The sequence below is a fragment of the Oscillatoria salina IIICB1 genome, from assembly GCF_020144665.1.
Lineage (GTDB): Bacteria > Cyanobacteriota > Cyanobacteriia > Cyanobacteriales > SIO1D9 > IIICB1.
On the sequence record NZ_JAAHBQ010000012.1, the window covers coordinates 50,077 to 62,953 of the forward strand.

The 12,877-nt window shown below is 42.6% G+C and carries 9 protein-coding genes; 4 read left to right on the top strand and 5 right to left on the bottom strand.

What is annotated here, in order from left to right; all coding sequences use genetic code 11:
* Positions 1-36 precede the first annotated feature (36 nt).
* Positions 37-1,263, bottom strand: a complete 1,227-nt coding sequence (locus G3T18_RS04620) for an MFS transporter (protein ID WP_224409355.1) — start codon at positions 1,261-1,263, stop codon at positions 37-39.
* A 179-nt stretch (positions 1,264-1,442) separates the two neighbouring features.
* Positions 1,443-2,423, bottom strand: a complete 981-nt coding sequence (locus G3T18_RS04625) for a 3'(2'),5'-bisphosphate nucleotidase (RefSeq protein ID WP_224409356.1) — start codon at positions 2,421-2,423, stop codon at positions 1,443-1,445.
* Between the two features lie 236 nt (positions 2,424-2,659).
* Here G3T18_RS04625 and G3T18_RS04630 point away from each other — a divergent pair, with 236 nt between their 5' ends.
* Together G3T18_RS04630 and G3T18_RS04635 are read left to right on the top strand one after the other, a co-directional pair.
* On the top strand, positions 2,660-3,886 hold the full coding sequence (locus tag G3T18_RS04630; protein WP_224409357.1) for a hypothetical protein: 1,227 nt from the start codon (positions 2,660-2,662) through the stop codon (positions 3,884-3,886).
* 47 nt (positions 3,887-3,933) lie between these two features.
* Positions 3,934-4,515, top strand: a complete 582-nt coding sequence (locus G3T18_RS04635; protein ID WP_224409358.1) for a TIGR04376 family protein — start codon at positions 3,934-3,936, stop codon at positions 4,513-4,515.
* 164 nt (positions 4,516-4,679) lie between these two features.
* Here G3T18_RS04635 and G3T18_RS04640 read toward each other — a convergent pair whose 3' ends face one another.
* Complete coding sequence (locus G3T18_RS04640) at positions 4,680-4,994, bottom strand: hypothetical protein (RefSeq protein ID WP_224409359.1); 315 nt, start codon at positions 4,992-4,994, stop codon at positions 4,680-4,682.
* 433 nt (positions 4,995-5,427) lie between these two features.
* Entirely contained in the window at positions 5,428-6,429 is a 1,002-nt protein-coding gene (locus tag G3T18_RS04645; protein ID WP_224409360.1) for a phosphoribulokinase, read from the bottom strand.
* A gap of 541 nt (positions 6,430-6,970) precedes the next feature.
* Between G3T18_RS04645 and petH the strand changes: the two genes are divergently transcribed.
* Both petH and ftsH2 read left to right on the top strand, forming a co-directional pair.
* Positions 6,971-8,170, top strand: coding sequence for a ferredoxin--NADP reductase (gene petH, locus G3T18_RS04650; protein ID WP_224409361.1), 1,200 nt, complete (start codon positions 6,971-6,973; stop codon positions 8,168-8,170).
* Between the two features lie 469 nt (positions 8,171-8,639).
* Positions 8,640-10,526 carry an ATP-dependent zinc metalloprotease FtsH2 gene (gene ftsH2, locus G3T18_RS04655; RefSeq protein WP_224409362.1) on the top strand — a complete coding sequence of 629 codons (1,887 nt, stop codon included), beginning with the start codon at positions 8,640-8,642 and terminating at the stop codon, positions 10,524-10,526.
* A gap of 160 nt (positions 10,527-10,686) precedes the next feature.
* Here ftsH2 and glyS read toward each other — a convergent pair whose 3' ends face one another.
* On the bottom strand, positions 10,687-12,831 hold the full coding sequence (glyS, locus tag G3T18_RS04660) for a glycine--tRNA ligase subunit beta (protein ID WP_224409363.1): 2,145 nt from the start codon (positions 12,829-12,831) through the stop codon (positions 10,687-10,689).
* Between the last annotated feature and the right edge of the window lie 46 nt (positions 12,832-12,877).

Sequence of the window (12,877 nt, forward strand, 5' to 3'; positions counted from 1 at the left end):
GAAGAATATGACTGCTCAGAAACCAACTTTAATTATTTAATTTTTTGAACCTTTTTCCGGGTTAATAGTAAAAGCAAAAAATCCTGCTAGGATTGTAATTACGCCAGTTACCCAGAAAGAAGATCGATAGCCAAAATAATCTACTAATAGTCCGGCTGTAGCGGGACCTAAAGCTTGAGAAATACTAAAATAAGAGGTATTAACTCCTAAAATTTCTCCTTGTTCTGCCTCTTTTGTTTTTGTTGACAAAATTGATGTAACTAGAGGTCTCGGGAAAGCATTAGTTACTCCTAAGAAGGCAGCTAAAATAAAAAAGATGACAATTTCTGGAAAAGTTGGCATGAGGAGAAAAACTATGCCTCGTGCTAGCAAAGCTACGCCAAGAATATAGATAATTTTAAATTTTTGATTGAGAGGTTCTAAGAAGAAAATTTCAGTGATTACACCAAATAAGCCAATTAGAGCAAATAAAATTGCGATAGTTTGTTCTTTTTGGTTAAGAACATTAAGCAAAAATGGTTGAAAGGCGAAGGCGAAAATTGTAAAGGTAAAACCAATTAAAAAAGTTATCAAAAATAGATCGCCAAATTGCCGAGTTAAATTAAATTTAAGCAGTTGACCAAAACCCAAATCGCGCCAATTTAAAGAAAAGTTATTGTTTTCTTGTTTGGCGGGAGGAGCGGTTTCTGGTAAGAAAAATAAAACTAAAGAAGTAGCGATTGAGGCAATACCTGATGCTACTAAAAAACTCATTCCTAAAGAAGAAACTCCAGGAACTGTGGGTAAATTTTGAGCTATGTAACTTAAGGTTGGACCTGCAACAACACCTAAGCGAAAACAAGCGCCAAAAATGCCAAAAGCTTTGGCTCGTTCTTCCTTACTAGTAGTATCGCTAATTACAGCGCGAGCGATGGATATATTTCCACCTGTCAAACCATCAAAAATGCGGGCGACAAACAATAGCCAAGCCCAAGAAGTGAAAGCAGCAATGATATTAGCAATTACGGTTCCGAGGAGACTAACTACTAATACTGGTTTGCGCCCAAAATAGTCAGATAGTTTGCCTAAAACTGGTGTAGCAATAAATTTAGAGATCGGGAAAACACTGACTAACAAACTTGCCTGAAAATCATTTAAGCCAAATGTTCTTGCATAGGGATAAATGATGGGAATAATAATAGTAAAAGTAACTGAATTGATAAAAGCAACTGAGGCAGCAATCCAAAACCGGAGCGGGAGATTAAAGTTTTGCAAAAAATTCATAACTTAAGGTTATTTGTTTGATTCTGTTGCCTGCTCAATCCAATTTTCAAGTGGCGAGTGAAAGCTTCTCATTTTTTAGTTAATTTACCACTTATATTCTTTTAAATATTTTCGATCTTGCTGAACTTCTATCTCGAGAATGAAGTTTGCTTTTCAAGAGTTAGAAAAACAAAAAAAAGTTAAGTTTGCATTTTTGCTAAGATACCTAAAACTTGATTATGAATTGCGCCATTGCTAGCAACAATTCCGCGATTATTACTTAATTTCGCTCCTAAAGAAAAGTCTAAATTTTTACCGTCAAGGTCGGTGACTTTTCCCCCAGCTTCAGTAACTACGATCGCGCCCGCCGCATGATCCCAAATATTTTCTCGTCGCGAAATTTTTTCGGGTCGCGGAATACGCAAATATAAATCAGCTTGTCCTCGCGCTACTGCACCATATTTAGCCTGAGAATCCATTTGTAAAAAAGTTTGAGTAATCCCGAGTTGAGCGGCAAGCGCGTGATGTTTCGAGCGATCGCTGTGGGCTGATTCAACACTTTCAATTAAACGTAATTTTTCCCCATCTTGCCATTGATTTACTCGTATCGAAATCGACCGATCGCTATTCAGGGAAATCATCTCTGTCCCTTCACCTCGGACAGCAACGAATAAAACGCCTCGATCTTGAGTTGGTTGTTCGGGATTGAAAGGTAAACTCGGACAAGCAAGAACACCTAATCTAACCTCACCGTCCTCAATCAAGGCTAAAGCGATCGCATACCGATCGCCGCGAATAAATCCTTTCGTACCATCAATGGGGTCTAAAGTCCAGTAACGACGAGCAACTTGACCATTACCGCGATCGATCCAGACAGCCACATCCTCTGGTGTAGCAGCAGGAATCAGAGTTTTGACATATTCAGTTATTTGCAGCCAGCGAGAGTGATTCGACTGCTGCTTTAACATCGCCGCATCTTCTTCCGCTACTACCGGGTCATCAGGAAAATTTGTTTGCAAAGCTTGACAGATCGCTGCTTGACAACCAAAGTCGGCTATAGTGACCGGAGAGCGGTCTGTTTTTTGGATAGTTTGCTCGTCTTGTTGAGCGCGAACTTGCTCGCAAAGAGCAGCAGCCGAACGAGCAGCCGCGATCGCAACCTGTTTTTCAATTTGCAACATGGTGGCTTGACCAATTAAGCTAACACAGCACAAATACTAGCGAAATTTTGCACTTTTTTGACAAAACAGGATCGAATCCCAGAAAAAATTTCCAACTACCCTAGATTCCTGTAAATTTGTAGAATTGGGATGTTTCCCTGGTCAAACGACTCCTAACAAGCCTAAATTTTAGTTAGCATTGAAGCGCAACCAGGGCGTATCTTAAATAGGGATGTAGCCAATAAGCGAAGCGATTAATGTCTCAGGAAACCTCCAGCAAAAACCCCCAGACACAACAGCAGTCAAGAACCTCTGTTCCCGTCCAACCTTGGTCAGCAGAAAGTGAAGCAGATCGACTCATGGACGATCTGTTCTTGGATCTGGAAAAAATGTTAGTACGCGGTGCAAAGTTGCCCACAGAACCAGCAAAACCAGAATATGTTTCTCTACAGCCTGTTTCTGTACCTAAGCTTGTTCCTACCTCTACACCCGGACAATCCGGACAGTTGGTAGAACCATCTCCAGCAGTATCTACTCCTCAAGAAATTACGGAAACTTCTCCGGCGAGGAAGTCGAAAACCAAAACTAGCAAAGCCAAAACAAATAAATATCTAGACAAAATTCTCTTTGGTATTGCTTGTGCATCATTAGTAGCAGTGGTGTTCTGGTTAGTCACTCAAGAAAAGCTAAAATTACCACAATTTTTAGCTAATAAAGTGGGAACGACAGCTACACCATCAGATTCTCTTTCTTCAGGAGATGCCCAGTTTATTCAATATATGCTGCGATCGCTGGAAGTTATCGATCGCAAAACAGAGCAACAACAGAAAATTGCTTCTGCGGGAGAAACTTCTGTTCCCTCGGCAGCTAATCTGGCTCCTGGTGCTAATGGCGCTCCTACGGTTCTCGAAAGAGTTTACATCCCTGTCTATCCACCGACACAAACTCCTTCGGTAGTAGTCGTACCTCCCCAAACTGAGGTGGCTCCTGCACCCGCTCCGGCTCCTTCGGCGGTGCAACCTGCACCTCCGCCACCACTAACCCAAGCAGCGCCATCGCCTTCTCCTCAACCTTCGCCTTCGGTGCAAGCAGCAGCGCCATCGCCTTCTCCTCAACCTTCGCCTTCGGTACAAGCCACAGCGCCATCGCCTTCTCCTCAACCCTCGCCTTCGGTACAAGCCACAGCACCATCGCCTTCTCCTCAACCTTCTCCTTCTCCTCAAACTTCAGCAACATCACCAACTGAGGTAGAAACTACACCAGAAGAAACTGTTGCCGCATTGCCGCAACATACCTTAGTCGGATTGTTAGAATTAGGATCTCGCTCGGCGGCTTTATTTAACATTAATGGCATCACCCAACGTTTTCGCGTCGGTGAGGCGATCGGTTCTAGTGGCTGGATTTTGGTAGAAGTCGCTAACCAAAAAGCAATTATTCGCCGTAATGGTGAGGTACGCTCGATTTATGTCGGACAAAAGTTCTGAGATATCCTAGTGGCTAGTAGCAAATAACAATTAAATAACAATTAACGATGGGAATATTTGATGATTTAAGTCGGTTTCTGGAAACTAGACTAGAGGAATTTTTGCGTAATAATCCTCATTTAGAGCTACAAGCCCTAGAGGAACAACTCAAAGAACAAGAAAAAGACACCTTGCGCTTGATTATTGATTTACAGAAGCAAGAAAAAAGTTTGCAAGAGGAAATTTTGGCGATCGCTAAAGATATCCAAATTTGGCACGCTCGCATTGACAAAGCCAAAGCTGCTGGTAGACTCGATTTGGCTCAAGCTGCACAAGAACGAGAAGCTGCTCTCCTACGCCAAGGAAATCAACGTTGGGGACAAATGGAAGGCTTAAAAAAGCGTATTGTTCAAGCTAAGGAATTGGTGCGTCAAATTCAGCAACGACAGCAAGAAGTGAAAACTAAGGCGGCTGAAGCCCAAGCTGCTCAAACTGCTGCGAATGCTTCTACCTGGGAAACTTCTGGTTGGAACCAAGGATATACTACCACCAACAGTTACCGTCAAGTTGCCGATCCCCTCGAAGCTCAGTTTCAACGCTGGGAAATGGATGAAGAGTTAGAACAAATGAAACGCAATATGGGGCGCTAGTTGGGGGTTTTCAGTTAACAGTTAGCAGTGAACAGTTAGCAGTTAGCAGTTAGCAGTTAGCCGTTAGCAGTTAGCCGTTAGCAGTTAGCCGTTAGCAGTGACCAACGACCAATTAACAGCGATCGGTTTATCTCCCTTGTCTCCCAATCCCCAGTCCCCAGTCCCTAATCCCTAGTCCTGTTGATTTTAAAGGAAATTGAGCGCTTCGCTTGAGATGTAGAGCTTTCACTCAACTGAGGATAACTATTATTTCCTTCTAAACTGTTGACAAAATTATTATTTTGTGGTAATGAGTTAGTTAAATCATCGGGAGATTCTTGCCCAAGAAAAGAACAAATCCCTTTTTCATAGTTAGAAGCGATCGCCAAAAAAGCCCCAGCCAAGATAAACACTGGTAGCGGTAAGGTAATATCTTTCGCCCACTGATACAGTTCAGCTAATCCGAACAAGAGAAAGAAACTAACAATCCAGACTTTCATAGCAAAGGCTAGGGTACTTTAAGAGTATTTTATCGTTGGTCTGGTTTTTGTGCCAATTTTAGCTCCAGAAATCGCCCCGGAAAACAAACAGAAGGCATCGCCAAGATTTTAGCTGGAAACAACTCAACCAAAAACCTAACAATGCCTTCAGTGGAAAAATAGGTGCCTCAGCGAAGCCTCAGAAAAGGCGATTAGGCAAAACCTAGCGGCGCAAACAGCGATCGCCTGTATCTACCGAGATTGACAACTCCCCTGCCTAAAGGCGAGTGGATTCTCGCTTCATTGGGAGAGTCTAGCCGATACACATAGTATCAACCCCGATCTCTTTACCCTCGACGAGCATTTTTCCCGTCTGCCCGAAGGTACTTACTCACTGAGTTTAGCATCAAGCCGTCCTTATAGGACGGGGCTAATAACCCAAATTTTTCAGTAACTATACCTTCGCAGGAACCTTTTCTTCCGCAGCAATTAATTTTTCGTAAGTTTCTCTCATTTTCATCCCAACAAGCACTTGGAACAAACCGGAACCATTATTTGAGCCTGGATAATCCTTGTGCTTGAGCAACAACTCAGTCATTTCACCGTAGTGTTTAGCTCCAGTATTGCTGAGATGGCTTTCAATATAAATTAGTTCTTCCAGGTTGTCGAACTGACCATCTACTTCCAAAACCGAGACATCATGTCCGTAGTAGCTATCAGGACCATAGAAAAGTTTGATTCCTGGGAAAGCACAAGTTAACTTACGTCCACAAGGTCTCCAGTCAATCGTCGAACCTTCATCAAACAAATATACTGGCTCAAAGTTAACCACATGATCCTTTTGTAGCAAGCGCACGCGAAGATACTTACACTCTTTATCTTCAATTAATTGAGTGGGCAGTACCTGAATAACTACATCAGCGTATTCTTTTTGTGGCTCAATGTAGGCATTAAAATCTGGTCGTCTGGCATTAATCGAAGCAATCACATCTTCATAAGAGTGACCGCGTTCTGCCATATCGCGCTGAATTTTCCAATTAATTTTCACTTCATCGCTGATATCGAGATAAACACCGAAATCTACCAGCGATCGCACCCGCTCATCATATAACGGATGAAGACCTTCGATCACAATCACCTTATTTGGCTCAATTCTTTCGGGAGGATCGATTTCTCCAGTTTCGTGATTGTAAATCGGTTTGTCAATCGCTTTACCTCCTTTGAGCGCTTTGATTTGTTCGTACATCAAATCAAAATTATTTGCCTTTGGGTTCAGCGCCGTCACCCCAGCTTTTTTTCTGCCTTTACGGTCGAGACTATGATAGTCATCCAGACAGATAACCGTCATAAACTCTTCACCGAACAAATCCGCCAATCTTTTCAAAAATGTTGACTTACCGCATCCTGAGTCTCCGGCAACACCTATTACAACCACGCGGTCTGACTGCATCGTCATAGCTTCCCTCTAACGTAAAACCGATATTCTCAATATTATTCAAGCTAAACCCAACAACCGATAGGTAGGGTAATTTGTCTTTGCCCTGCTACGAGTGCGAAGCAGCAACAAAGTACAGCCTACGCGCCTAACTGTTCTTGAGGAATACGTTATGCGTTCTTGAGTAGGTATTTAATCCTAAATACTATTAGTGGATTTTACCAGAACCGAATTCCTCGAACAAGGCGATCGTAGAATTTGGAATCATCTCGCCCAGTATTTATGCTAAGGTAGTCGGTGCATTTTTTAAAGAAAAAATTAAATTGATTCATTCTTGACAGTTTATTTAGCTATCTCACACTATCCTCAGCAGAGTAACCCTAGACTATTTTTTTTCAATATCTTCCCAACTGTAGTGAGTAGGGTAGCTTCGCAATGCTAGGCTAAATAATGCACCTAGCTACTCTCTCACCAAATCGCTAACCACCAAAGCGAGCAAAGCGATTGATTAGCAGAGGGCAGATGGTAGCAGTTTTAAATTAAGTTGGGAGATATTGATACAGTGTACAGTGCTAGCACGCTGACGGGTTCTGCAAAAAATACAGAATTTCAAAGCCGCTTATTTGTTTACGAAGTTGTAGGTTTGCGTCAAAGCGAACAAACTGACAACTTGAACTACCAAATTCGTCGTAGTGGCAGTGTATTTATGACAGTGCCTTATAATCGCATGAATGAAGAAATGCGACGTATTACTCGATTGGGTGGCAAAATCGTCAGTATTAAGCCTTTAAGCGCTGATAGTCCAGTGGCAAACGAAGTTACTCAAGCTGAAAATCAAAAGCAAGAACAGAAAAGTAAGCCCATGACTCAAGCGAAAGCAAAAAAAGACGTTCCGGTAAATATTTACCGTCCTAAAAATCCTTTTGTTGGTAAGTGCATTGAAAATTATGAGTTAGTTCGCGAAGGTGGGATTGGGACGGTGCGTCACCTCACCTTTGACCTTTCGGGAGGGGATTTGTGGTATTTGGAAGGTCAAAGTATTGGGATTATCCCTCCTGGGGAAGATGAAAATGGCAAGCCCCATAAACTCAGACTTTATTCGATCGCTTCGACTCGTCACGGCGATCGCGGTGATGACAAAACTGTCTCTCTGTGCGTTCGCCAATTAGAATATAAACATCCGGAAACTGGTGAAACTGTCTACGGTGTTTGCTCTACTTTCTTGTGTAATTTAGAAGAAGGTGCAGATGTCACCATCACGGGTCCGGTAGGTAAGGAAATGCTTTTACCCGATGATGAGGATGCCAATATCATTATGATGGCAACTGGTACGGGTATTGCTCCTTTCCGCGCTTATCTGTGGCGGATGTTTAAAGAACAGCACGAAGACTACAAGTTTAAAGGTTTTGCTTGGTTAATCTTTGGTATTCCGAAAACTGCTAATATCCTCTATAAGGAAGAACTAGAAGCTTTACAGCAAGAGTTCCCAGATAATTTCCGTATTACTTACGCGATCAGCCGCGAACAACAAAATTCTGAAGGTGGTAGAATGTATATTCAGCACCGAGTTGCTGAACAGTCCGAGGAACTTTGGAACTTGATTCAAAAGGAAAAGACCCACACCTACATCTGCGGACTGAAGGGAATGGAAGATGGTATTGATGAAGCTTTGAGTAAAGAAGCCAGCAAAAACGGTGTCGATTGGTCTGATTACCAAAAAGCAATGAAAAAAGCCCATCGCTGGCACGTGGAAACTTACTAGACATTCGTAATTCACATTGTCTTGACAAAAAAAACTAAAATTGCGATCGCTTTGCCCCATCGCAACCAGTTTCTCAAGGCTCTGGCGAAACCTCAAAATTTAACACGAGCGCGTTCCCATTCTCCGCTCTAGGAGGAAAAGTGGACGCGCTCAGTTTTTGTTGATGACATTTTAGTTCGGATGTCACACCAAGCTAAAGTTGCGAGTAAGATGAAAATTAAGTTAAATTTGATTAAGATAGCTGGGCAATTAAGGCATTTCGACGGTATGAAACAAAAAGCTTGACAAAAAAACCATAATAATATCCAAAAATCAAAAAACCGTTGAGATAAGGATTTTCCCTCGTGGAAAACTATTCCCCAAATTGAAAACTAGCGGCAATACAGGGCGTAATCGCACGTCCAGTAAAGGTAAAACTTTACAAAACATTTTGAGAGAACAATAACCATTATTCAGAGAAGAATAGGCAATGAAAATTTCTTGGAGAATAGTGCTACTGTGGACGTTACCCGCCCTGGTAATCGGGTTTTTCCTCTGGCAAGGTGCGTTTGCTTCCAATCCAGCAGAAATGGGTGGTAACACAGCTAGCACTCGTATGACTTACGGTCGCTTTTTAGAATATTTAGATGCAGGTAGAGTTACTAGTGTAGACCTTTATGAAGGTGGTCGAACGGCGATCGTGCAAGCGGTTGACCCACAATTAGATAATCGCGTACAAAACTTGCGTGTAGATTTACCGACTAAAGCTCCTGAGTTAATTGAAAAGCTCAGAAAAGCAAACGTAAGACTCGAATCTCATCCCATCCGCAATGATGGTGCGTTGTGGGGACTTTTAGGTAACTTAATCTTTCCAGTTTTGTTGATTGGAGCGTTATTTTTACTTTTCCGTCGCTCTAGTAATATACCGGGCGGTCCTGGTCAAGCAATGAATTTTGGCAAGTCCCGCGCTCGTTTTCAAATGGAAGCTAAGACTGGCGTGAAGTTTGATGATGTAGCGGGAATTGAGGAAGCGAAGGAAGAATTGCAAGAAGTTGTAACTTTCTTGAAGCAACCGGAACGTTTTACTGCCGTTGGCGCTCGGATTCCTAAAGGTGTGTTGTTGGTAGGACCTCCGGGAACTGGTAAAACTTTGTTAGCAAAAGCGATCGCTGGGGAAGCAGGTGTACCTTTCTTTAGCATCTCTGGTTCTGAGTTTGTCGAGATGTTTGTCGGTGTCGGTGCTTCTCGCGTGCGCGATTTGTTCAAAAAAGCGAAAGAAAATGCTCCTTGCTTAATTTTTATCGATGAGATTGACGCAGTTGGTCGTCAGCGTGGGGCGGGAATTGGTGGTGGTAATGACGAACGGGAACAAACCCTGAACCAGTTACTCACCGAAATGGATGGTTTTGAAGGCAATACCGGGATTATTATTATCGCGGCTACCAACCGTCCTGATGTTTTAGATGCTGCTTTATTGCGTCCAGGACGCTTTGACAGACAAGTAATTGTCGATGCACCAGACTTAAAAGGACGAATTGGTGTCTTAGAAGTACACGCCCGCAATAAGAAATTAGCGCCCGAAGTTTCCATTGAAGCGATCGCCCGTCGCACTCCTGGTTTTACTGGGGCAGATTTGGCTAATTTGCTCAACGAAGCGGCGATTTTAACCGCACGTCGGCGCAAAGAAGCGATTACGATGCACGAAATTGACGATGCAGTTGACCGGGTAATCGCGGGAATGGAAGGTACTCCTCTGGTTGATAGCAAAACCAAACGTTTGATTGCTTATCACGAAGTCGGTCACGCGATCGTCGGTACGCTAGTTAAAGACCACGATCCCGTGCAAAAAGTGACCTTGATTCCACGCGGACAAGCCCGTGGTTTGACTTGGTTTGTCCCTGATGAAGAACAAGGTTTAGTTACCAGATCCCAGCTAATTGCGCGTATTGCTGGCGCTTTAGGCGGTCGTGCGGCGGAAGAAGAAATCTTCGGTCACGATGAAGTTACCACAGGTGCAGGTGGTGACTTACAACAAGTAGCAGAAATGGCGCGACAAATGGTCACTCGTTACGGGATGAGCGATTTAGGTCCGCTATCTTTAGAAGGACAAGGTGGAGAAGTGTTTCTTGGTGGCGGTTTGATGAATCGTGCTGAGTATTCTGAAGAAATTGCTACTCGGATTGATGCTCAAATACGCGAAATTGCCGAACGCGGTCATCAGTTAGCCCGCAAGATTATTCGGGAGAATCGCGAAGTAATTGACCGTTTAGTAGACCTTTTAATTGAGAAGGAAACTATCGACGGTGAAGAGTTCCGTCAGATTGTTGCTGAGTACACTGAAGTTCCTGAAAAAGACCAGTTTGTACCTCAGTTATAAGTTCGAGAAATAAGCTCAAATTCGGTTAGTTAGTCATCGGCTGGTTTGTAATTATCATTGGTTTGGAGGTAGTTGAGATCGCCTCCATTTTTTCTTTGTTGACAAGCAAAGATAAGGCAGTTTAGGTAACTAAATCTGCCTCGATTTTTAGTTACAAATTTTATTTAACAATCGAACCAAAATCTGCTAAAATTCGAGCGTGATTGCGCAACAAACCTAATAAATTTAAGCGATTTTCCTGAACTTTTGCATCTTCAGTCATGACTAAAACGCTGTCTTCGCCGTCAAAAAATCTGCTGACTGTGGGCGCAATTTTGGCTAATTCATCTACTAATAATTGATAGTTACGTTCGGCTTGGGAAGCTTTAGTTTTGGGGAGTAATTCTCCTAATGCGTCGTAGAATGCTTGTTCGGAAGATTGCTCGAATAATTCTGGTTTAACAACTTGTTTGGGTTCGAGTTGTTTGGTGTCTAAATTGCCTTTGACTGCTAAACGAGCCGAACGATTCACGGTTTCATAGATTGCATCCATTTTACCGTTATTGCGGATTTTTTGGAGGAATAAGGCGCGCGATCGCACATCTAACAAATCTTCTAAAGCTTTTTCGGTGTATTCGGGATCGTCTTCTCCTAACACCGCATTGACTAAATCGTAGTCGATTTTCAGGTCGTCTTGTAGTAACGTGCGAATGCGCTGCAAAAAGAATTCTTCTAAGTTGGCTACGGGATTTTCTTTGTCTGGATGTTCCTTAACAAAATCTGCGGCAATTTGCTGTATATTTTGATACAAATTAAATTTTAATTCCGAGTTCCAGGTAATATTAATAATCGCATTAGCGGCGCGGCGCAAAGCGAAGGGATCGGAGGAACCTGTGGGGATCGTTCCCAAGCCAAAAATACTGACTAAGGTATCGAGGCGATCGCTAATTCCGACGATTTGACCTGTGAATGTTTCTGGTAAAATATCATCTGCCCCGCGAGGTAAATAATGGTCAAAAATCCCGTTAGCGACAACTTCCGCTTCTTGGCTAGCAAGAGCGTATTTTTGTCCCATAATTCCTTGTAATTCTGGGAATTCGTAGACCATTTGCGTAACTAAATCGGCTTTACAAAGTAGGGCAGTACGAGATACTTGTTCGCATTTTTCTTGACTTAAATTTAATTCTTCTGCCAAGCTTAAAGCAATTTTGCCGATGCGTTCCACTTTGGCAAAAATTGAACCTAAATCTTCCTGGAAAGTAATTTTTTCTAGTTGCGGAACATACATTTCTAACGGCTTACAAAGATCGGCTTTATAGAAAAATTGTGCATCAGACAAACGGGCGCGAATTACTCTTGCGTTACCCGCAGCAATAATCTCTCCTTTTTGGGGATCTCCATTAGAAATAGTGATAAAGTTAGGCAAAAGTTTGCTTTTTACGTCGTCACTTTCTTTGACAGGAAAATAGCGCTGGTGACTTACCATCACAGTAGTAATTACTTCCGTGGGAAGACTGAGAAATTCTTCATCGAATTTACCCACAACTGCGGTGGGATATTCCACCAAGTTAATAACTTCTGCTAGTAAATCCGGGGAAATATCAGCCACTCCATTAATTTTTTCTGCTTCAGTTTTGGTTTGCTGCTGAATTTTCTGGCTGCGGACTTCCGGGTCAACTTCAATATAAGCTGTTTGTAAGGTTTCCACATATTTAGAAGCGTGAGGAATAGTCACAGCTTCCGGATGCAAAACCCGATGTCCCCAAGATAGGCGATCGCTGACAATCTTACTCGAACCATTGACCAATTCTACTGGTAAAATTTCCTCATCTACTAATGCTACCAACCAACGAATCGGTCGAGAAAAGCGTAAGTCACCATCTCCCCAACGCATAAATCGCCTTCCTTCCAACTTAGCGATCCATTCGGGAATTAATTCGTTTAAAATCTCCTTAGCAGCACGTCCGGGAATCTTCTTTTGTACAAAGACAAATTCTCCCTTTTCCGTTTCCCGAACTTCTAAATCATTTAATTCTACCTCTTGTTTGCGAGCGAATCCTTCAGCCGCTTTGGTGGGTTGACCATTTTTAAACGCTACTTGCGCGGGAGGTCCTTTTATTTCCTCTTCTCTGTCAGGTTGTTGAGAAGGAAGTCCCTGAATCATCACAGCGAGACGACGAGGAGTACCATAAACATTAATCCCCTCTGGAGTCAAAAATTCTGACTCTAAGCTTTGGGGAATGAGATGTTTCCATTGCGCGATCGCGCTAGCAACAAAATCTGCGGGTAATTCTTCTGTACCAACTTCTAATAAAAATGCAGGCATAATCGAGAAATTAATTTAAGGGTTAGAGACGTTAGAGCTAACGTCT

Excerpts from the sequence above, each read along its gene's own strand:
- G3T18_RS04620 (WP_224409355.1), bottom strand. The coding sequence starts at position 1,263 with ATGAATTTTTTGCAAAACTTTAATCTCCCGCTCCGGTTTTGGATTGCT.
- G3T18_RS04625 (WP_224409356.1), bottom strand. The coding sequence starts at position 2,423 with ATGTTGCAAATTGAAAAACAGGTTGCGATCGCGGCTGCTCGTTCGGCT.
- G3T18_RS04630 (WP_224409357.1), top strand. The coding sequence starts at position 2,660 with ATGTCTCAGGAAACCTCCAGCAAAAACCCCCAGACACAACAGCAGTCA.
- G3T18_RS04635 (WP_224409358.1), top strand. The coding sequence starts at position 3,934 with ATGGGAATATTTGATGATTTAAGTCGGTTTCTGGAAACTAGACTAGAG.
- G3T18_RS04640 (WP_224409359.1), bottom strand. The coding sequence starts at position 4,994 with ATGAAAGTCTGGATTGTTAGTTTCTTTCTCTTGTTCGGATTAGCTGAA.
- G3T18_RS04645 (WP_224409360.1), bottom strand. The coding sequence starts at position 6,429 with ATGACGATGCAGTCAGACCGCGTGGTTGTAATAGGTGTTGCCGGAGAC.
- ftsH2 (WP_224409362.1), top strand. The coding sequence starts at position 8,640 with ATGAAAATTTCTTGGAGAATAGTGCTACTGTGGACGTTACCCGCCCTG.
- glyS (WP_224409363.1), bottom strand. The coding sequence starts at position 12,831 with ATGCCTGCATTTTTATTAGAAGTTGGTACAGAAGAATTACCCGCAGAT.